The following is a 20,330-nucleotide window of genomic DNA, read 5'->3' as shown; positions in this document are numbered from 1 at the left end:
TCACTGCCCGCAAGTAGGGTGGTACGCATGGCAGACCCCTCCAGCTACCGCCCCAAGCCGGGACAGATCCCCGACTCCCCGGGGGTCTACAAATTCCGCGACGAACACCGCCGGGTGATCTACGTCGGAAAGGCCAAGAACCTGCGCCAGCGCCTGGCCAACTACTTCCAGGACCTGGCCTCGCTCCACCCGCGCACGCGCACGATGGTCACGACGGCCGCCTCGGTGGAGTGGACCGTGGTCTCCACGGAGGTCGAGGCGCTCCAGCTGGAGTATTCCTGGATCAAGGAGTTCGACCCCCGGTTCAACGTCAAGTACCGCGACGACAAGAGCTATCCGTATCTCGCCGTCACGCTCAACGAGGAGTTCCCGCGGGTCCAGGTCATGCGCGGAGCCAAGAAGAAAGGCGTGCGCTACTTCGGGCCGTACGGGCACGCCTGGGCGATCCGCGAGACGGTCGACCTGATGCTCCGGGTCTTTCCGGTGCGTACCTGCTCCGCCGGAGTCTTCAAGAACGCCGCCAGGACCGGCCGCCCGTGCCTCCTCGGCTACATCGGCAAGTGCTCGGCCCCCTGCGTCGGCCGCGTCACCCCCGAGGAGCACCGCGAACTGGCGGTCGACTTCTGCGACTTCATGGCCGGCCGCACCGGCACGTACATCCGCCGCCTGGAGAAGGACATGGTGGCGGCGGCCGAGGAGATGGAGTACGAGCGGGCGGCCCGGCTCCGTGACGACGTGGAGGCCCTCAAGCGGGCCATGGAGAAGAGCGCCGTCGTTCTCGCCGACGCCACCGACGCCGACCTCGTCGCGGTCGCCGAGGACGAACTCGAAGCCGCCGTCCAGATCTTCCACGTGCGCGGCGGCCGGGTGCGCGGCCAGCGCGGCTGGGTCACCGACAAGGTCGAGAACGTCGACACCTCGGGTCTGGTCGAGCACGCCCTGCAACAGCTGTACGGCGAGGAGACGGGCGACTCCGTTCCCAAGGAGGTCCTCGTCCCGGCCCTTCCCGAGGACCCCGACGCGGTCTCCCAGTGGCTCGCCGACCGCCGGGGCTCCCATGTCAGCCTGCGCATCCCGCAGCGCGGCGACAAGAAGGACCTGATGACGACGGTCCAGCGCAATGCCCAGCAGGCCCTGGGACTGCACAAGACCAAGCGCGCCTCCGATCTCACGACCCGCTCCCGAGCCCTGGAGGAGATCGCCGACGCACTCGGCCTCGACACGGCTCCGCTGCGTATCGAGTGCTTCGACATCTCGCATCTTCAGGGCGACGACGTGGTCGCTTCCATGGTCGTCTTCGAGGACGGGCTGGCCCGCAAGAGCGAGTACCGCCGCTTCCAGATCAAGGGCTTCGAGGGCCAGGACGACGTCCGGTCCATGCACGAGGTGATCGGCCGCCGCTTCAAGAGGTACCTCCAGGAGAAGGAACGGACGGGGGAGTGGGAGGAGACCCCCGCGCCCACGGGCCCCGTCCCGGCACCGCACACCGCCCTGTCGGCGCGGAACGGCCGGACGGCCCCGGTCAGCGGTACGCCCGACCATCCCGCCGAGGCAGCCGCCGCCCCGTCGGGCACCGCCTCCGCCCGGTCCGACGCGGCGCCCGTCCGGTCCGCCGCCGTCGATCCGGACAATGAGCCCCGTGAGGACGACGGCCGTCCCAAGCGGTTCGCCTATCCGCCGCAGCTCGTGGTCGTCGACGGCGGTCAGCCACAGGTCGCCGCGGCCAAGCGCGCACTCGACGAACTCGGGATCGACGACATCGCCGTCTGCGGCCTCGCCAAGCGCCTCGAAGAGGTCTGGCTGCCCGAGGACGACGACCCCGTCGTCCTGCCCCGCTCCAGCGAGGGCCTCTACCTCCTCCAGCGCGTCCGTGACGAGGCCCACCGCTTCGCGATCACCTATCAGCGCGCCAAACGGGCCAAGCGCATCCGTTCCAGCCCCCTGGATGCCGTGCCCGGCCTCGGAGAAACCCGCAAACAGGCGTTGATCAAGCATTTCGGCTCCGTGAAGAAGCTGAAGCAGGCGACAATCGACGAGATCTGCGAAGTTCCGGGGATAGGCCGCAGAACGGCGGAATCCGTGGCTGTCGCCCTGGCCTCGGCCGCCCCGGCCCTGCCTGCCGTGAACACGGCGACAGGAGAGATCATTGAAGATGACGACGGGGGCAGCACCGCATGACTGAGCACGAGCACGAACGAGAAGTCGGGCACGAACGAGAAGTCGAGCACGACAGCACCGACCGAGCAGACGGAGCGGGACACGTGAGTACGGGCACCACGACCGACACGGGCGACGGGAGTACGACCATCCCCGAGCTGGTGATCATCTCGGGGATGTCGGGCGCCGGGCGCAGCACCGCGGCCAAGTGCCTGGAGGACCTCGGCTGGTTCGTCGTCGACAACCTGCCACCCGCCCTGATCCCCACCATGGTCGAGCTCGGCGCGCGCTCGCAGGGCAACGTGGCCCGGATCGCCGTCGTCGTCGACGTGCGGGGCCGCCGCTTCTTCGACAACCTCCGCGAGTCCCTCGCCGACCTGGAGACGAAGCACGTCACCCGGCGCATCGTGTTCCTGGAGTCCTCCGACGACGCCCTGGTCCGCCGCTTCGAGTCCGTCCGGCGCCCGCACCCGCTCCAGGGCGACGGCCGCATCGTCGACGGCATCGCCGCCGAGCGCGACCTGCTGCGCGAGCTGCGCGGCGACGCCGATCTGGTGATCGACACCTCCAGCCTCAACGTGCACGAACTGCGCGCCAAGATGGACGCCCAGTTCGCCGGCGACGAGGAGCCGGAGCTGCGCGCCACGGTGATGTCGTTCGGCTTCAAGTACGGTCTGCCGGTCGACGCCGACCTCGTGGTCGACTGCCGCTTCCTGCCCAACCCGCACTGGGTCCCCGAGCTGCGCCCCTTCACCGGGCTGAACGAAGAGGTCTCCGCCTACGTCTTCGACCAGCCGGGCGCCAAGGAATTCCTCAACCAGTACACGGAACTGCTCCAGCTCATCGCCGCCGGATACCGACGCGAGGGCAAGCGCTACGTGACCATCGCCGTCGGCTGCACGGGCGGCAAGCACCGCTCGGTCGCCATGTCCGAGAAGCTCGCGGCCAGACTCGGGACCGAGGGCATCGAGACCGTCATCGTCCACCGGGACATGGGGCGCGAGTGACCAGCCGCAATCTGCGCCTGCGGCGGCTGCGCAGAGCCACCTCCGCGCTCCCCGGCCGCAAGCGCGGCACACAGCCCAAGGTCGTCGCCCTCGGCGGCGGCATGGGGCTGTCCGCATCGCTCGCGGCGCTCCGCCGGATCACCGGCGATCTCACAGCCGTGGTCACCGTGGCGGACGACGGCGGCTCCAGCGGCAGGCTCCGCGAGGAGCTCGGCGTGCTGCCGCCCGGCGACCTGCGCAAGGCGCTCGCCGCCCTGTGCGGTGACGACGACTGGGGCCAGACCTGGGCCCGGGTCATCCAGCACCGGTTCCAGTCCAAGGGCGATCTGCACGAGCACGCGGTCGGCAATGTGCTGATCGTCGCCCTGTGGGAGCAGCTCGGGGACCACGTCCAGGCCCTGGACCTGGTCGGCAAGCTGCTCGGGGCGCACGGCCGGGTGCTGCCCATGTCCGCCGTGCCCCTGGAGCTCCAGGCGCTCGTACGGGGACACGACCCGGCCCGCCCGGACGAGGTCGACACGGTGCGCGGCCAGGCCACCGTGGCGCTCACGCCGGGCGAGGTGCAGTCCGTCCACCTCGTCCCGCACGACCCGCCGGCCGTCCCCGAGGCCGTCGCCGCCGTCCTGGACGCCGACTGGGTGGTGCTCGGCCCGGGGTCCTGGTTCTCCTCCGTGATCCCGCACCTGCTCGTCCCGGACCTGCTCGACGCACTCGTCGAGACCAAGGCCCGCAAGGTCCTCTCGCTCAACCTCGCACCGCAACCCGGCGAAACTGATGGCTTCTCTCCGCAGCGTCATTTGGAGGTTTTGGGACGACACGCCCCTAAACTCGCCATGGACGTGGTGTTGGCCGACGAAGCCGCCGTGCCCGATCGTGAGTCCCTCGCCGATGCCGCCAAGCGGCTCGGTGCCGCGGTCGAGCTGGCGCCGGTGGCCTCACCCGACGGCGTTCCGATCCATGATCCGGAGCTGTTGGCCGCCGCGTACGACCGTATTTTTCGGATGCATGGAAGGATCGGCCCATGGCGATGACGCCGGCGGTGAAGGACGAAATCTCTCGGCTTCCCGTGACCCGGACCTGCTGCAGGAAGGCAGAAGTCTCGGCGATCCTCCGGTTCGCCGGTGGGCTGCACCTGGTGAGCGGCCGCATCGTGATCGAGGCGGAGCTGGACACCGCGATGGCGGCGCGCCGGCTGAAGCGGGACATTCTCGAAATCTTCGGGCACAGCTCGGAGCTGATCGTGATGGCTCCCGGCGGGCTGCGGCGCGGCTCCCGCTATGTCGTACGGGTGGTGGCGGGCGGTGATCAGCTGGCCCGCCAGACCGGCCTGGTCGACGGCCGCGGCCGTCCCATCCGCGGCCTGCCCCCGCAAGTGGTCTCGGGGGCCACCTGCGATGCCGAGGCCGCCTGGCGCGGGGCGTTCCTGGCCCATGGCTCGCTCACCGAGCCGGGCCGCTCGTCCTCGCTGGAGGTGACCTGCCCGGGCCCGGAGGCGGCGCTCGCGCTGGTCGGCGCGGCCCGCAGGCTCTCCATCGCCGCGAAGGCCCGCGAGGTACGCGGGGTGGACCGGGTCGTCGTCCGCGACGGCGACGCGATCGGGGCCCTCCTGACCCGGCTCGGCGCCCACGAGTCGGTGCTGGCCTGGGAGGAGCGGCGGATGCGCCGCGAGGTCCGCGCCACCGCCAACCGGCTCGCCAACTTCGACGACGCCAACCTGCGCCGTTCCGCGCGGGCCGCGGTCGCCGCGGGTGCCCGGGTCGGGCGCGCGCTGGAAATCCTCGGCGAGGAGGTGCCCGAGCACCTTGCCGCGGCCGGACGGCTGCGCATGGAGCACAAGCAGGCCTCCCTGGAGGAGCTGGGCGCGCTCGCCGACCCGCCGCTGACCAAGGACGCGGTCGCCGGCCGGATCCGCCGGCTGCTGGCCATGGCCGACAAGCGGGCCCAGGACCTGGGTATCCCGGGAACGGAATCGACGCTCAGTGAAGAGCTCGCGGACGGCCTGGTGGGCTGACCCGCGAAGGTCACGGAATCGGCCGGATCGGGAACGCGCGGCATTTACAGCGTTGTTGACGCTCCGTAATCATCGCCGCGTGGACGGCCAGGTATCCGGAGGCCCGTACTCCTACCGAGGAGTACGGGCCTTTGCGGTCCTTACGGCCCCGCTCGATGTCACCCGGCGGCCGTCGGAGAGGTAGGGTCGGAGGCGGTCGGGGACATCCCATACAACTCGCCGGCGTCGAAACCCGGCGTACCTAACGAGGAGATCGGTTCGTGACGATCCGCGTAGGCATCAACGGCTTTGGCCGCATCGGTCGTAACTACTTCCGCGCGCTGCTGGAGCAGGGTGCGGACATCGAGATCGTGGCTGTCAACGACCTGGGTGACACTGCGACCACGGCGCACCTCCTGAAGTACGACACCATTCTGGGTCGTCTGAAGGCCGAGGTGAGCCACACCGCCGACAGCATCACCGTTGACGGCCACACCATCAAGGTGCTCTCCGAGCGCAACCCGGCCGACATCCCCTGGGGTGAGCTGGGCGTCGACATCGTCATCGAGTCGACCGGCATCTTCACCAAGAAGGCCGACGCCGAGAAGCACATCGCGGGTGGCGCGAAGAAGGTCCTCATCTCGGCCCCGGCCAAGAACGAGGACATCACCATCGTGATGGGCGTCAACGAGGACAAGTACGACGCGGCCAACCACCACGTCATCTCCAACGCCTCCTGCACCACCAACTGCGTCGCCCCGATGGCCAAGGTTCTGGACGAGAACTTCGGCATCGTCAAGGGCCTCATGACGACGGTCCACGCGTACACGAACGACCAGCGCATCCTGGACTTCCCGCACTCCGACCTGCGTCGCGCCCGCGCCGCCGCGGAGAACATCATCCCGACCACGACCGGTGCCGCCAAGGCCACCGCCCTGGTGCTCCCGCAGCTCAAGGGCAAGCTGGACGGCATGGCCATGCGTGTCCCGGTCCCGACCGGTTCGGTCACCGACCTGGTCATCACGCTGGAGCGCGAGGTCACCCGCGACGAGGTCAACGCCGCCTTCCAGAAGGCCGCCGAGGAAGGCCCGCTCAAGGGCAAGCTGGTCTACACCGAGGACCCGATCGTGTCCTCGGACATCGTCTCGGACCCGGCGTCCTGCACCTTCGACTCGCTGCTCACCATGGCAGAGGGTTCGCAGGTCAAGGTCATCGGCTGGTACGACAACGAGTGGGGCTACTCCAACCGCCTCGTCGACCTGACCGTCTTCGTCGGCAGTCGGCTCTGACCTTCGGATCGGCAGGCACCTCGATGTGAGCACGGGGCTCGAACAGCGCAACGCCGCGCCGTTCGAGCCTCGTTGCATGCTCTCTCGTCCTCCCAAGGAGTCCAGCAAGATGAAGACGATCGACGAACTTCTCGCCGAAGGGGTCACCGGCAAGCGCGTATTCGTCCGCGCCGACCTCAACGTGCCCCTGAGCGGCACCACCATCACCGACGACGGCCGCATCCGAGCCGTCCAGCCGACCGTGGAGAAACTCGCCGCGGCCGGTGCGCGGGTCATCGTCGCCTCGCACCTGGGCCGCCCCAAGGGCGCCCCGGACCCCGCCTTCTCCCTGGCGCCCGCCGCGGCCCGTCTCGGTGAGCTGATCGGGGCCGACGTGGCCTTCGCGACCGACACCGTCGGCGAGTCCGCCCGGGCCACGGTCGCCGCGCTCGCCGACGGCAAGGTCGCCGTCATCGAGAACCTGCGCTTCAACCCCGGTGAGACGTCGAAGGACGACGCCGAGCGCGGTGCCTTCGCCGACCGGCTCGCCGAGCTCGCCGATGTGTACGTCGGCGACGGCTTCGGAGCCGTCCACCGCAAGCACGCCTCGGTCTTCGACCTCCCGGCCAGGCTGCCGCACGCCGCCGGTGACCTGATCGCCACCGAGGTCGGCGTCCTGAAGAAGCTCACCGAGAACGTCGAGCGCCCGTACGTCGTCGTGCTCGGCGGCTCCAAGGTCTCCGACAAGCTCGGCGTCATCGACCACCTGCTGGAGCGCGCCGACCGCATCCTCATCGGCGGCGGCATGGCGTACACCTTCCTCAAGGCCCAAGGCCACGAGGTCGGCAGTTCCCTCCTCCAGGAGGACCAGATCCCGGCGGTGCTCGACTACCTGAGGCGCGCCGAGGAGAAGGGCGTGGAGTTCGTGCTCCCCGTCGACGTCGTGGTCTCCGCGCAGTTCCCGGACCTCAAGGCCAAGGCCCCGACCGAGCACCGCACCGTGCCCGCGGACGCCATCCCGGCCGGTTTCATCGGCCTGGACAACGGCCCCGAGACCAACAAGCTGTACGCCTCGAAGCTCGCCGACGCCGCCACCGTCTTCTGGAACGGCCCGATGGGCGTCTTCGAGCACCCCGACTACGCCGAGGGCACCCGTGCCGTCGCGCAGGCCCTCGTCGACTCCTCGGGCTTCAGCGTCGTCGGCGGCGGAGACTCCGCCGCGGCCGTCCGCATCCTGGGCTTCGACGAAAACGCATTCGGACACATCTCGACCGGTGGCGGCGCCAGCCTCGAATACCTTGAGGGCAAGACGCTTCCCGGCCTCGCCGCACTGGAGGACTGACCTTTCATGACCACCCGCACCCCGCTGATGGCGGGCAACTGGAAGATGAACCTCAACCACCTTGAGGCCATCGCGCACGTCCAGAAGCTCGCTTTCGCCCTGGCCGACAAGGACTACGACGCCGTCGAGGTCGTCGTCCTGCCGCCCTTCACCGACCTGCGCTCCGTGCAGACCCTGGTGGACGGCGACAAACTGAAGATCAAGTACGGCGCCCAGGACATCTCGGCGCACGACTCCGGCGCGTACACCGGTGAGATCTCCGGACCGATGCTCGCCAAGCTGAAGTGCAGCTATGTCGCCGTCGGTCACAGCGAGCGCCGCCAGTACCACGGCGAGACCGACGAGGTCTGCAACGCCAAGGTGAAGGCCGCGTTCACGTACGGCCTGACCCCGATCCTCTGCGTCGGCGAAGAGCTGGACGTCCGGGAAGCGGGCAACCACGTGGCGCACACGCTCGCGCAGGTCGACGGCGGTCTCAAGGACGTCCCCGCCGATCAGGCCGAGTCGATCGTGATCGCGTACGAGCCGGTCTGGGCCATCGGGACCGGCAAGGTCTGCGGAGCCGACGACGCCCAGGAGGTCTGCGGGGCGATCCGCAGCCGCCTCGCCGAGCTGTACTCGCAGGACGTCGCCGACGCGGTCCGTATCCAGTACGGCGGCTCGGTGAAGTCCGGGAACGTCGCCGAGATCATGTCGAAGCCCGATGTGGACGGCGCGCTGGTCGGCGGCGCCGCACTCGACGCGGACGAGTTCGTCAAGATCGTCCGCTTCCGCGACCAGTGAGTATGCGGTAGCGCGGATCCGTCGTACCCTTGCGGGGGCCGAGGAGGGCACAGCCTCCCGGCCTCCGCTGTTCGCAATGCAGTCCAGAGAATTCCGGAAAGTAGGGACCAGCCGTGATTTTGGCGTTCGAGATCGCCCTGATCGTCTTCAGCCTGCTGCTGATGCTGCTGGTGCTGTTGCACAAGGGAAAGGGCGGCGGCCTCTCCGACATGTTCGGCGGTGGCATGCAGTCGTCCGTGGGCGGCTCGTCGGTCGCCGAGCGGAACCTCGACCGGATCACCGTGTTCATCGGCCTGGCCTGGTTCGCGTGCATTGTGGTGCTTGGTCTGCTCATCAAGCTGGACAGCTGACCCGTCGTACGCGATTCCCGGTGAGGGTGTAACTCCTTTCACTGGACGCGCGTTGGGCCTTACGTAGACTGGGGCATCTTCGAGCACCATCACGCAGGGAGTTACGACCGTGGCAAGTGGCAACGCGATCCGGGGAAGCCGGGTCGGAGCGGGGCCGATGGGGGAGGCCGAGCGGGGCGAGTCCGCGCCGCGCCTCCGCATCTCCTTCTGGTGCTCGAACGGGCACGAGACGCAGCCGAGCTTCGCCAGTGACGCACAGGTACCGGAGACTTGGGACTGCCCGCGCTGTGGCTTCCCGGCCGGCCAGGACCGGGACAGTCCGCCGGACCCGCCGCGCACGGAACCGTACAAGACGCACCTCGCGTACGTGCGAGAGCGGCGCAGCGACGCGGACGGTGAGGCCATCCTCGCCGAGGCCCTGGCAAAACTCCGGGGCGAAATCTGAAAGTTCACCGGCCGGGCACCCACAGGGTGTCCGGCCGGAGTGCTTTTGTCGTGCCGCAGCCCGCCCTTGTCCCGTCAGCCCCGCTGATCAATTAAGTTGGGAGGGCAGCGGGGCATCTGCAGGCACGAGAAGAAGTGGGCTGAAATCCGGGATGAACACACCAAGCCGAACCAGGCTCAACCAGACGCCCGAATGGACCGCTCTGGGCAAGCACCGCGAGCAGCTCGGGGCGACCCATCTGCGGCAGCTCTTCGCGGACGACCCGGAGCGTGGCACCGGATACACCCTCCGGGTCGGCGATCTGTACGTCGACTACTCCAAGCACCTGGTCACCGACGAGACGCTCCGGCTCCTGCGCGAACTCGCCGGGGCCACCGGCGTGGCCGAGCTGCGCGACGCGATGTTCCGCGGCGAGAAGATCAACACCACTGAGGACCGCGCCGTCCTGCACACCGCGCTGCGTGCCCCGCGCGACGCGGTGATCGAGGTCGACGGCGAGAACGTGGTACCCGCCGTGCACGCCGTGCTCGACAAGATGGCGGCCTTCTCCGACCGCATCAGGTCGGGGGAGTGGACCGGCCACACCGGCAGGCGCATCAAGAACATCGTCAACGTCGGCATCGGCGGCTCCGACCTCGGTCCCGCCATGGCGTACGAGGTGCTGCGCTCCTTCACGGACCGCTCGCTCACCGTCCGCTTCGTGTCGAACGTCGACGGCGCCGACCTCCACGAGGCCGTGCGTGATCTCGACCCGGCCGAGACGCTCTTCATCATCGCGTCGAAGACCTTCACCACGATCGAGACCATCACCAACGCCACCTCCGCCCGCAACTGGCTGCTGACCGGTCTGAAGGCCGACCGGGACGCGGTCGCCAAGCACTTCGTGGCCCTGTCCACGAACGCCGAGAAGGTCGCGGACTTCGGCATCGACACCGCCAACATGTTCGAGTTCTGGGACTGGGTCGGCGGCCGCTACTCCTACGACTCCGCCATCGGTCTCTCGCTGATGATCGCCATCGGCCCGGACCGTTTCCGCGAGATGCTCGACGGCTTCCATCTCGTCGACGAGCACTTCCGCACCGCCCCCGCCGAGGACAACGCCCCGCTGCTGCTGGGCCTGTTGGGCGTCTGGTACGGCGCGTTCTTCGACGCGCAGTCGCATGCCGTGCTGCCCTACAGCCACTATCTCTCCAAGTTCACCGCGTACTTGCAGCAGCTGGACATGGAGTCCAACGGCAAATCCGTGGACCGGCAGGGCAATCCGGTCGACTGGCAGACCGGCCCGGTCGTCTGGGGCACCCCCGGCACCAATGGCCAGCACGCCTATTACCAGCTGATCCACCAGGGCACCAAGATCATCCCGGCCGACTTCATCGGCTTCGCCGAGCCCGTCGCCGATCTGCTGCCCGGTCTGGTCGCCCAGCACGACCTGCTGATGGCCAACTTCTTCGCCCAGACCCAGGCACTGGCCTTCGGCAAGACGCCGGACGAGGTCCGCGCCGAGGGCGTCGCCGAAGATCTGGTGCCGCACAAGACCTTCCGCGGCAACCACCCGACGACGACGATCCTCGCCGACCGGCTGACCCCGTCCGTCCTCGGCCAGCTGATCGCCCTCTACGAGCACAAGGTCTTCGTGCAGGGCGCCATCTGGAACATCGACTCCTTCGACCAGTGGGGTGTCGAACTCGGCAAGGTCCTCGCCAAGAAGATCGAGCCGGTGCTGACCGGGACGTCGGCCTCCGCAGCCGCCGGGGAGGAGCGAGGCGGGCAACTGGACAGCTCGACCGCCGCGCTCGTCCGGACCTACCGCGCCCGCAGGGGGCGCTGAGCCGGTGACCGGGGGGAAGCGGACGGTACGACTGAGGCCGCCGAGCAACACACTGGACCCGAGAGCCGTCGCCTGGTGGCGGGCCCAGTGGCTGCTGCTCACCGCGGTGCCGGTGGCCGTGGCGGCCGTGCTGGGCGCGCTCATCGGGCCCGCCCGGTACTGGCTGCTGCTGTCCGCCGCGGTCCTCGCGATCGTCGGCGTCGGCTGCGCCGTCCTCTTCCCCCTCTGGTGGTACCGCACCCATCGCTGGGAGGTCACCGACGAAGCGGTGTACGTCAGGACCGGCGTCATCCGGCAGGAGTGGCGGATCGCCCCGATGTCCCGGATCCAGACCGTGGACACCGTGCGCGGCCCGCTCGAACAGCTCTACCGGCTCGCCACGGTCACCGTGACCACCGCATCCGCCAAGGGCGCGGTACGGATCGAGGGACTGGACCACGAACGGGCGGCCGAGCTGGCCGAGCGGCTGACCCGGATCACCCAGGACACACCCGGGGACGCCACATGAGCCCCGGGGCGACCCTCTCCCCGGACGCCGAGGACCGGGGCAGTGGCACCGGCCCCGAGGCGGACAGCACCGCCGACTGGCGGCGGCTGGACCGGCGTACGGTCCTGCTCAGCGCCCTCCTCACGGCCGGAGTGGTGGCAGGTGCGGCGGTGCCCACCACGCTCGGCCTCTCCGGCCGGCTCGGGCTCGGGCAGGCGGCCGGCTGGGTGCTGGCGGGCGCGCTGGTACTGATCGGCTGCGCCGCGTCCGGCGACTACGTGCGGTGGCGCCGCACCCGCTACCGCATCGGCGCCGAACGGGTCGAGCTCCACACCGGACTCCTGCTGGTCAGGAAACGCTCACTGACCCGCGAGCGCATCCGCAGCGTCGACCTCACCGCCCATCCGCTGCAACGGGTCCTCGGCCTGGTCACCGTCCGCATCGGGACCGGCGAGCACTCCGGCAACGACGCCACCCTGGAACTCGACCCCGTCCCCGGGGCCGAGGGCGAACGGCTCCGTCGCGAACTGCTGGAACGCACCGTCACCGCTACCCCGGGCACCCATCGCGAGGGGCAGCTCGCCGTCCTCGACCCGCGCTGGATCCGCTACGCACCGGTCTCGTTCGTCGCCCCCGCCCTCGGCGGTGCGGCGGCCGGAGCGCTGATGCAGGTCAGCGACTGGTTCGGCGCTCAGGGACAGGTGATCCGCTGGATGAGCGACCGGTTCCGGGACTCCTCGCCGGCCGCCGTGATCGCGATTCTCGTCGTCGCGGCGACGGCCGCCGGCGTCGTCGGCGCGCTCGGCCTGTGGGTCGAGATGTGGTGGGGCTACCGGCTGGAGCGCGAACCCGGCGGCACCCTGCGCATCCGGCGCGGCCTGCTGACCTCCCGATCCGTCTCCGTAGAGGAGCGGCGACTGCGCGGCGTCGACCTCGTCGAACCGTTCGGCATCCGGCTGTTCGGCGCCGCCCGGGTCGACGCGATCACCACCGGACTGGCCAAGGACGACGAGGAACAGCACGGCGACCACAACACCCTGCTGCCCGCCGTGCCCAGACCCGTCGCCGACACGGTGGCCGCCGACGTCCTGCGCGAGGCCGTGTCCCCGACCGGCGCCACGCTGACGCGGCACCCGCCCGCGGCCCGCGGCCGACGGCTGCGCCGGGCGCTCTGGGCCGTCGCCGTGCCCGTGTCCGTCCAGGTCCTCCTGGGCGCGCTGCTCACCCCCGTCCTGCTCTGGACCGCGCTCGCCTGCGCCGTCGTGGGGCTGCCTGTCGCGCTGTTCCTCGCCCGGGACGCGTACCAGGGCCTCGGGCACACCGTCAGCGGCGACTACCTGGTGGTCCGGTCCGGCACGGTCCGGCGCTCGACCGCCGCGCTGGAACGGGCCGGCGTCATCGGATGGACGGTCCGGCAGACGTACTTCCAGCGCCGGTCCGGGGTCCTGAGCATCACCGCGACGACGGCCGCCGGTGCGGGCGCGTACACCGCGTACGACGCGGATGCGGACGAGGGCCTCGACTTCGCCTCCGTGGCGGTCCCCGGCCTGCTGGAGCCCTTCCTGGAGCGCACCCCGCGAGGCCGGTGACGGCGACGGTCAGCCGTGCGTCGTCTCGATGTCGCCGAACCTGTCGCCCCGGTCATGCCGCGGGCCCGGTCCGCTCCGAAGAGCGCCCCGGGCCCGCGGGCCACGCCACTGACGACCGTTCAGGGAGAGGCCGGCGGATACAGGCCCCGCGGCAGCCGCGAGGCCGCCGCCGCGTCCAGCAGCCACAGCGTGCGGCTGCGCCCGTACGCACCGGCCGCCGGGGCCTGGATCTCCCCGGCCCCCGAGAGCGCGATCTCCGCGGCCTCCGCCTTGTCCTCGCCCGCGGCGAGCAGCCACACCTCGCGCGCCGCCCGGATCGCGGGCAGCGTGAGCGAGACGCGGGTGGGCGGCGGCTTGGGGGCCCCGTGCACACCGACGACGGTGCGCTCGGTCTCCCGTACCGCGGGCAGCTCCGGGAAGAGCGACGCGACATGCGTATCCGGGCCGACGCCCAGCATCAGCACATCGAACGTCGGCACCGGACCGTGGTCCTCCGGACCGGCCGCAGCGGCCAGTTCACCGGCGTACGCGGCCGCTGCCGCGTCGACATCGCCCCCGCAGGGGCCGTCCGAAGCGGGCATCGCGTGCACCCGGGACGGGGCCAGCGGCACCGAGTCCAGCAGGGCCTCACGGGCCTGCGTGACATTGCGTTCAGGATCGCCCTCCGGCAGGAACCGCTCGTCGCCCCACCACAGGTCGAGCCGCGACCAGTCGATCGCGTCCCGGGCGGGGGCGTCGGCGAGCGCGGCCAGCAGGCCGTTGCCGTTGCGCCCGCCGGTGAGCACCACCGAGGCGTGCCCGCGCGCGGCCTGGGCGTCCACGATCTTCGTGATCAGCCGGGCCGCGGCGGCCTGCGCCATCAGTTCCTTGTCGCGGTGCACGACAAGTTGAGGTGCACTCACTTCGCCGCCGCCTTCTTGGCCGCGGTCTTCTTCGCGGCGGCCGGGGCAGCGGCGGGAGCGGCCGGCTCGGACTTCGTCCGTGGGCCGAGCTTCTCCACGCCGAACCGCACCGACGCCTCGTAGGTGTTGTCCGGGTCCAGGCGCCGCAGTTCCTCGGCGAGCAGCTCGGCGGTCTCCCGCCTCTTGAGCGCCACCGCGCGGTCCGGCTGGCCCTGCATCGAGAGCGTGGCCAGCGAACCGTCGGGCCGGTCCAGGACGATGACGCCGTTCTTCGTCTCCATCCGCACGGCCGTCAGACCGGGACCGGAGGACATGGTGCGCTCCACCGGAACCTTCAGCCGGTCCGCGAGCCACATGGCGAGCAGCTCACAACTCGGGTTCTCCGACTCGCCCTCGACCGTCGCCGAGACGACCTCGACCTGCTGCTGGTCGAGTGCGGCCGCCAGCATCGAGCGCCACGGTGTGATGCGGGTCCAGGCCAGATCGGTGTCACCCGGGGTGTACGAACTGGCGCGCACCGCGAGTTCGTCGATCGGGTCGACCGACGAGTACGCGTCCGTGATCCGGCGCTGGGCGAGCGCGCCCAGCGGGTCCTTCGCCGGATCGGAGGGGGCGTCCTCGGGCCACCACACCACGACCGGGGCGTCCGGCAGCAGCAGCGGCAGGACCACCGACTGGGCGTGGTTGGCCAGCTCGCCGTGGAGACGCAGGACGACGGTCTCGCCGGTGCCCGCGTCGGATCCGACCCGCACCTCGGCGTCGAGCCGGGCGTCCCGGCGGCTGCGCGGCGAACGGCTGACCCGCTTGATCACCGCGATGATGCGCGAGGGGTGCTCGCGCGAGGCGTCACCGGCCGACTTGAGCGCGTCGTACGCGTTCTCCTCGTCGGTGACGATGACCAGGGTCAGCACCATGCCGATGGCCGGGGTGCCGATGGCGCGGCGAGCCGACACCAGCGCCTGGTTGATCTTGCTGGAAGTGGTCTCCGTGAGATCGATCTTCATGGCCGGCGCCAGCTCCGTCCGTCTCGTGCAAGCATCTCGTCCGCCTCGGCCGGGCCCCAGGTGCCCGCCGGGTACTGCGCGGGCTTGCCGTGCTTGTCCCAGTACGCCTCGATCGGGTCGAGGATGTTCCAGGAGAGTTCGACCTCCTGGTGCCGCGGGAAGAGGTTGGCGTCGCCGAGCAGCACATCGAGGATGAGCCGTTCGTACGCCTCCGGGCTGGACTCCGTGAAGGACTCGCCGTACGCGAAGTCCATCGTGACGTCCCGGACCTCCATCGAGGTGCCGGGCACCTTGGAGCCGAACCGCACCGTGACGCCCTCGTCCGGCTGGACCCGGATGACCAGGGCGTTGCCGCCCAGCTCCTCCGTCGCACCGGACTCGAAGGGCAGGTACGGGGCGCGCTTGAAGACGACCGCGATCTCCGTGACCCGGCGGCCGAGCCGCTTTCCGGTACGGAGGTAGAACGGCACGCCCGCCCAGCGGCGGTTGTTGATCGTCAGCTTGATCGCGGCGAAGGTGTCGGTCGTCGACTTGGGGTCGATGCCGTCCTCCTCCAGATAGCCGAGGACTTCCTCGCCGCCCTGCCAGGCGTGCGCGTACTGGCCGCGCACCGTGTGCTTGCCCAGGTCCTCCGGCAGCTCCACCGCCGTGAGCACCTTGAGCTTCTCGGCGACCAGGGCCTTCGGGTGGAAGGAGCCGGGCTCCTCCATCGCGGTCAGCGCCAGCAGCTGGAGCAGGTGGTTCTGGATGACGTCACGGGCCGCGCCGATGCCGTCGTAGTAGCCGGCCCGGCCGCCGATGCCGATGTCCTCGGCCATCGTGATCTGGACGTGGTCGACGTACGACCTGTTCCAGATCGGCTCGAACATCGTGTTGGCGAACCGCAGCGCCAGGATGTTCTGGACGGTCTCCTTGCCCAGGTAGTGGTCGATCCGGAAGACCTCGTTGGGCGGGAAGACGTCGTGCACGATCTGGTTGAGCTCCTGCGCGCTCTTCAGGTCGTGGCCGAAGGGCTTCTCGATGACGGCACGCCGCCAGGAGCCCTCCTTCTGGTCGGCGAGCCCGTGCTTCTTGAGCTGCTGGACTACCTTGGGGAAGAACTTCGGCGGCACGGACAGGTAGAAGGCGAAGTTGCCTCCCGTGCCCTGTGCCTTGTCGAGGTCCTGGATCGTGGCCTTCAGCGTCTCGAAGGCGTCGTCGTCGTCGAAGTTGCCCTGGACGAAGCGCATCCCCTGGATGAGCTGCTGCCAGACCTCTTCGCGGAACGGCGTACGGGCGTGCTGCTTGACGGCGTCGTGGACCTCCTGTGCGAAGTCCTCGTCCTGCCACTCGCGGCGCGCGAAACCGATGAGGGAGAAGCCCGGCGGCAGCAGGCCGCGATTGGCCAGGTCATAGACGGCGGGCATCAGCTTTTTACGGGACAAATCGCCCGTGACACCAAAAATCACCAGACCCGACGGTCCCGCGATGCGCGGGAGCCGTCGGTCCTGGGGGTCACGAAGCGGGTTGGCTCCGGGAACACCAGACAAGGTGGTCAGCCCTCCGAAGGGGCGAGGCGCTTGAGCTCCGCCTCGGTCGAGTTGAGCAGGTCGATCCAGGACGCCTCGAACTTCTCGACGCCCTCGTCCTCAAGGAGCTGGACGACGTCGTCGTAGGAGATCCCGAGCTTCGCGACGGCATCGAGCTCGGCACGGGCCTGCTCGTAGGTGCCGGTGATGGCGTCGCCCGTGATCTGCCCGTGGTCCGCCACGGCGTCCAGGGTGGCCTCCGGCATGGTGTTCACCGTGCCGGGGGCGGCCAGGTCGTCGACGTACAGGGTGTCCTTGTACGCGGGGTCCTTGACGCCCGTCGAGGCCCACAGCGGGCGCTGCTTGTTGGCCTGCGCCCGGTCCAGGACGGCCCAGCGGTCCGAGGAGAAGACCTCCTCGAACGCCTCGTAGGCGAGCCGGGCGTTGGCGACCGCAGCCTTGCCCTTGAGCGCCGCGGCCTCCGGGGTGCCGACCGCGTCGAGACGCTTGTCGATCTCGGTGTCCACACGGGACACGAAGAACGACGCCACCGAGTGGATTTTGGACAGATCCAGGCCCGCGGCCTTCGCCTTCTCCAGCCCCGCCAGGTACGCGTCCATGACCTCGCGGTAGCGCTCCAGCGAGAAGATCAGCGTGACATTGACGCTGATGCCCTTGCCGATGACCTCGGTGATCGCCGGCAGACCGGCCTTCGTCGCCGGGATCTTGATGAGTGTGTTGGGCCGGTCCACCAGCCAGGCCAGCTGCTTGGCCTCGGCGACGGTGGCGTCGGTGTGGTGGGCCAGGCGCGGGTCGACCTCGATGGAGACCCGGCCGTCCTGGCCCTCCGTGGCGTCGAAGACAGGACGCAGGATGTCCGCGGCGTCCCGTACGTCGGCCGTCGTGATCATGCGGATGGCCTCGTCGACGGTGACCTTGCGGGTGGCGAGGTCGGTGAGCTGCTGCTCGTAACCGTCGCCGTGCGAGATCGCCTTCTGGAAGATCGACGGGTTGGTGGTGACGCCCACGACGTGCTGCTGGTCGATCAGCTCGGCGAGGTTCCCCGAGGTGATCCGCTTGCGCGACAGGTCATCGAGCCAGATCGCCACGCCCTCGTCGGAGAGGCGCTTGAGTGCGTCTGTCATGAGAATTGCATCTCCTACTAGTCGTATAACGGGTCAGCGCGCGACGGCGGCGAGAGATTCCCGCGCGACGGCGGCGACGTGCTCGCCCGTGAAGCCGAACTCGCGGAAGAGGAGCTTGGCGTCGGCCGAGGCACCGAAGTGCTCCAGCGAGACGATCCGGCCGGCGTCGCCGACGTACCGGTGCCAGGTCAGACCGATGCCGGCCTCGACCGCGACGCGGGCCTTCACGGACGGCGGCAGAACGCTGTCCTTGTACGCCTGGTCCTGCTCCTCGAACCACTCGACCGACGGCATCGAGACCACCCGGGTCGGGATGCCGGCGGCCTGGAGCTCCTCGCGCGCCTCGACGGCGAGGTGCACCTCGGAGCCGGTACCGATCAGGAGGACCTGGGGCGCCGTGTCCTGCCCCTCGGGCCCCTCGGCCTCGAAGAGCACGTAGCCGCCCTTGGCCGCGTCCTCGTTCGCCTCGTACGTCGGAACGCCCTGGCGGGTCAGCGCCAGGCCGTGCGGGGCTCCCTTGCCGAACACCTTGGTGTACCGGCGCAGGATCTCGCGCCAGGCGATGGTGGTCTCGTTGGCGTCGGCCGGGCGGACGACGTTCAGGCCCGGAATGGCGCGCAGCGAGGCCAGGTGCTCCACCGGCTGGTGGGTCGGGCCGTCCTCGCCGAGACCGATCGAGTCGTGCGTCCACACGTACGTCACCGGCAGGTGCATCAGCGCGGACAGGCGCACGGCGTTGCGCATGTAGTCGGAGAACACCAGGAAGGTGCCGCCGTAGACGCGGGTGTGACCGTGCAGCGCGATGCCGTTCATGGCCGCGGCCATGGCGTGCTCGCGGATACCGAAGTGGACCGTGCGGCCGTACGGGTCCGCCTCCGGCAGCGGGTTGCCCGCCGGGAGGAAGGACGACGTCTTGTCGATGGTGGTGTTGTTCGACCCCGCGAGGTCGGCGGAGCCGCCCCACAGCTCGGGAATGACCGGGCCGAGCTGCTGGAGCACCTTGCCGGAGGCGGCGCGGGTGGCGACGCTCTTGCCCGGCTCGAAGACCGGGAGCTTCTCCTCCCAGCCGGCGGGCAGCTCGCCCGCGGAGATCCGGTCGAAGTCGGCGGCACGCTCGGGGTTGGCGGTGCGCCAGGCGGCCAGCGCCTTCTCCCACTCGGCCTTGGCGTCCCGGCCGCGGTCCAGCGCCTCACGGGTGTGGGAGATGACCTCGTCGGAGACCTCGAAGGTCTTCTCCGGGTCGAAGCCGAGGACCTTCTTCGTCGCGGCGATCTCCTCGTCACCGAGCGCCGAGCCGTGCGACGCCTCGGTGTTCTGGGCGTTCGGGGCGGGCCAGGCGATGATCGAGCGGGCCGCGATGAACGACGGGCGTTCGGTCTCGGCCTTGGCCGCCTGCAGCGCCTCGTACAGACCCGCCGGGTCCAGGTCGCCGTTGGGCAGTTGGTCGACGCGCTGGACGTGCCAGCCGTACGCCTCGTACCGCTTCAGGGTGTCCTCGGAGACCGCGGTCTCCGTGTCGCCCTCGATCGAGATGTGGTTGTCGTCCCACAGCAGGACCAGGTTGCCGAGCTTCTGGTGCCCGGCCAGCGAGGACGCCTCCGCGGAGATGCCCTCCTGGAGGCAGCCGTCGCCGGCGACGACCCAGACCATGTGGTCGAACGGGGAGGTGCCGGGGGCCGCCTCCGGGTCGAACAGGCCGCGCTCGTAACGGGCGGCCATCGCCATGCCCACCGCGTTGGCGACGCCCTGGCCCAGCGGGCCCGTGGTCGTCTCGACGCCGGCGGTGTGGCCGTACTCCGGGTGACCGGGGGTCTTCGAGCCCCACGTACGGAAGGCCTTGAGGTCGTCGAGCTCCAGGCCGTACCCGGCCAGGTAGAGCTGGATGTAGAGGGTCAGGCTGCTGTGACCCGCCGAGAGCACGAACCGGTCGCGACCGGCCCACTCCGGATCGGCGGGGTCGTGCCGCATCACCTTCTGGAACAGGGTGTACGCGGCGGGAGCCAGGCTCATCGCCGTGCCAGGGTGGCCGTTTCCGACCTTCTGTACGGCGTCGGCGGCAAGGACGCGGACAGTGTCCACGGCCCGCTGGTCCCATTCGGTCCACTGGAGGTCTGTGGTCGGCTTGGTGCTCACCCTGAGTCAGGGCTCCTCTCCACTGTTGTAAACCGGTGACTGGTTACCGCACCGGGCGCTGTCGAGCCTACCCCCGACGGAACGAGCATTTTCCGGCTGCTTTCCAGGGTGCAGGCGGTCCGCGGAGTTCGCCTCCCGTATGAGCGCACCAGCTCACTCATGCGCTACTCCGATGAGCGTGCGCCCTTACCGATGGGCCCTCCGATGAGCGTGTCCCCCTACGTGTGTGCCGGTTCCGTTCCGGCTCCACTCCGATGGGCGGAACCTCTCGCTTCCGAGCGCTCCGACGTGTGTGCCCTGCGGCTTCTGTGCGACGTCAACACGACCCACCCCCGCGAAGGGCCGCCTGTCCCCAACGTCTACAGTGGTCTGGTTCGCGCAAGTCTTTACCG

Annotated in this window: 17 protein-coding genes; 12 read left to right on the top strand and 5 right to left on the bottom strand. The window is 69.9% G+C overall.

What is annotated here, in order from left to right:
• The first annotated feature begins 27 nt into the window (after window positions 1-27).
• The 12 genes from uvrC to ACFVUT_RS08745 all read left to right on the top strand — a co-directional run bounded on the left by uvrC (window position 28) and on the right by ACFVUT_RS08745 (window position 13,246).
• Window positions 28-2,178, top strand: a complete 2,151-nt coding sequence (uvrC, locus tag ACFVUT_RS08800; protein WP_389646368.1) for an excinuclease ABC subunit UvrC — start codon at window positions 28-30, stop codon at window positions 2,176-2,178.
• The gene (gene rapZ, locus ACFVUT_RS08795) at window positions 2,175-3,164 is read left to right on the top strand and encodes an RNase adapter RapZ (RefSeq protein ID WP_389646371.1); all 990 of its coding nucleotides are present in this window, start codon (window positions 2,175-2,177) and stop codon (window positions 3,162-3,164) included. The genes uvrC and rapZ overlap by 4 nt, the downstream gene beginning before the upstream one ends.
• On the top strand, window positions 3,161-4,195 hold the full coding sequence (yvcK, locus tag ACFVUT_RS08790) for a uridine diphosphate-N-acetylglucosamine-binding protein YvcK (RefSeq protein ID WP_389646374.1): 1,035 nt from the start codon (window positions 3,161-3,163) through the stop codon (window positions 4,193-4,195). The genes rapZ and yvcK overlap by 4 nt, the downstream gene beginning before the upstream one ends.
• Window positions 4,186-5,175: a DNA-binding protein WhiA gene (whiA, locus tag ACFVUT_RS08785; protein ID WP_030919772.1), complete on the top strand. Its 990-nt coding sequence runs from the start codon at window positions 4,186-4,188 to the stop codon at window positions 5,173-5,175. The genes yvcK and whiA overlap by 10 nt, the downstream gene beginning before the upstream one ends.
• 260 nt (window positions 5,176-5,435) lie before the next feature.
• Window positions 5,436-6,443 carry a type I glyceraldehyde-3-phosphate dehydrogenase gene (gene gap, locus ACFVUT_RS08780; protein WP_389646378.1) on the top strand — a complete coding sequence of 336 codons (1,008 nt, stop codon included), beginning with the start codon at window positions 5,436-5,438 and terminating at the stop codon, window positions 6,441-6,443.
• A 109-nt stretch (window positions 6,444-6,552) separates the two neighbouring features.
• Window positions 6,553-7,764, top strand: coding sequence for a phosphoglycerate kinase (locus ACFVUT_RS08775; RefSeq protein ID WP_389646855.1), 1,212 nt, complete (start codon window positions 6,553-6,555; stop codon window positions 7,762-7,764).
• Window positions 7,765-7,770: 6 nt separating this feature from the next.
• Window positions 7,771-8,547 (top strand): triose-phosphate isomerase, encoded by a 777-nt coding sequence (gene tpiA / locus ACFVUT_RS08770; RefSeq protein ID WP_389646381.1) that lies wholly within the window; start codon window positions 7,771-7,773, stop codon window positions 8,545-8,547.
• A 113-nt stretch (window positions 8,548-8,660) separates the two neighbouring features.
• Window positions 8,661-8,897 carry a preprotein translocase subunit SecG gene (secG, locus tag ACFVUT_RS08765; protein WP_389646383.1) on the top strand — a complete coding sequence of 79 codons (237 nt, stop codon included), beginning with the start codon at window positions 8,661-8,663 and terminating at the stop codon, window positions 8,895-8,897.
• A gap of 109 nt (window positions 8,898-9,006) precedes the next feature.
• Window positions 9,007-9,342, top strand: coding sequence for an RNA polymerase-binding protein RbpA (locus tag ACFVUT_RS08760; RefSeq protein ID WP_072483070.1), 336 nt, complete (start codon window positions 9,007-9,009; stop codon window positions 9,340-9,342).
• A gap of 151 nt (window positions 9,343-9,493) precedes the next feature.
• Window positions 9,494-11,170 carry a glucose-6-phosphate isomerase gene (gene pgi / locus ACFVUT_RS08755; RefSeq protein ID WP_389646386.1) on the top strand — a complete coding sequence of 559 codons (1,677 nt, stop codon included), beginning with the start codon at window positions 9,494-9,496 and terminating at the stop codon, window positions 11,168-11,170.
• Between the two features lie 4 nt (window positions 11,171-11,174).
• Window positions 11,175-11,678 carry a PH domain-containing protein gene (locus tag ACFVUT_RS08750; RefSeq protein ID WP_389646389.1) on the top strand — a complete coding sequence of 168 codons (504 nt, stop codon included), beginning with the start codon at window positions 11,175-11,177 and terminating at the stop codon, window positions 11,676-11,678.
• Entirely contained in the window at window positions 11,675-13,246 is a 1,572-nt protein-coding gene (locus ACFVUT_RS08745) for a PH domain-containing protein (protein ID WP_389646391.1), read from the top strand. The genes ACFVUT_RS08750 and ACFVUT_RS08745 overlap by 4 nt, the downstream gene beginning before the upstream one ends.
• A 119-nt stretch (window positions 13,247-13,365) precedes the next feature.
• Here the strand turns inward: ACFVUT_RS08745 and pgl are convergent, their stop codons facing one another.
• From pgl to tkt, 5 genes are read right to left on the bottom strand one after another with little or no spacing between them, the layout of a single operon-like run.
• Window positions 13,366-14,148 carry a 6-phosphogluconolactonase gene (pgl, locus tag ACFVUT_RS08740; RefSeq protein WP_389646394.1) on the bottom strand — a complete coding sequence of 261 codons (783 nt, stop codon included), beginning with the start codon at window positions 14,146-14,148 and terminating at the stop codon, window positions 13,366-13,368.
• Window positions 14,145-15,152, bottom strand: a complete 1,008-nt coding sequence (gene opcA, locus ACFVUT_RS08735; RefSeq protein WP_389646397.1) for a glucose-6-phosphate dehydrogenase assembly protein OpcA — start codon at window positions 15,150-15,152, stop codon at window positions 14,145-14,147. The genes pgl and opcA overlap by 4 nt, the downstream gene beginning before the upstream one ends.
• A complete protein-coding gene (gene zwf, locus ACFVUT_RS08730) occupies window positions 15,149-16,681 on the bottom strand; it encodes a glucose-6-phosphate dehydrogenase (RefSeq protein WP_389646400.1) in 1,533 nt (510 codons plus the stop codon). Before zwf ends, opcA begins: the two co-directional genes overlap by 4 nt.
• Before the next feature lie 5 nt (window positions 16,682-16,686).
• Window positions 16,687-17,805, bottom strand: a complete 1,119-nt coding sequence (tal, locus tag ACFVUT_RS08725) for a transaldolase (RefSeq protein WP_389646403.1) — start codon at window positions 17,803-17,805, stop codon at window positions 16,687-16,689.
• A gap of 33 nt (window positions 17,806-17,838) precedes the next feature.
• The gene (gene tkt / locus ACFVUT_RS08720) at window positions 17,839-19,938 is read right to left on the bottom strand and encodes a transketolase (protein WP_389646406.1); all 2,100 of its coding nucleotides are present in this window, start codon (window positions 19,936-19,938) and stop codon (window positions 17,839-17,841) included.
• Window positions 19,939-20,330: the final 392 nt, after the last annotated feature.

The sequence above is a fragment of the Streptomyces sp. NPDC058051 genome (assembly GCF_042885475.1).
Taxonomy (GTDB): Bacteria; Actinomycetota; Actinomycetes; order Streptomycetales; family Streptomycetaceae; genus Streptomyces.
This window is presented reverse-complemented; position numbering and strand designations above follow the sequence as displayed.

Coding starts and splice junctions, on each gene's coding strand:
- uvrC (WP_389646368.1), top strand. CDS start 28: ATGGCAGACCCCTCCAGCTACCGCCCCAAGCCGGGACAGATCCCCGAC.
- rapZ (WP_389646371.1), top strand. CDS start 2,175: ATGACTGAGCACGAGCACGAACGAGAAGTCGGGCACGAACGAGAAGTC.
- whiA (WP_030919772.1), top strand. CDS start 4,186: ATGGCGATGACGCCGGCGGTGAAGGACGAAATCTCTCGGCTTCCCGTG.
- ACFVUT_RS08775 (WP_389646855.1), top strand. CDS start 6,553: ATGAAGACGATCGACGAACTTCTCGCCGAAGGGGTCACCGGCAAGCGC.
- tpiA (WP_389646381.1), top strand. CDS start 7,771: ATGACCACCCGCACCCCGCTGATGGCGGGCAACTGGAAGATGAACCTC.
- pgi (WP_389646386.1), top strand. CDS start 9,494: ATGAACACACCAAGCCGAACCAGGCTCAACCAGACGCCCGAATGGACC.
- ACFVUT_RS08745 (WP_389646391.1), top strand. CDS start 11,675: ATGAGCCCCGGGGCGACCCTCTCCCCGGACGCCGAGGACCGGGGCAGT.
- opcA (WP_389646397.1), bottom strand. CDS start 15,152: ATGAAGATCGATCTCACGGAGACCACTTCCAGCAAGATCAACCAGGCG.
- tal (WP_389646403.1), bottom strand. CDS start 17,805: ATGACAGACGCACTCAAGCGCCTCTCCGACGAGGGCGTGGCGATCTGG.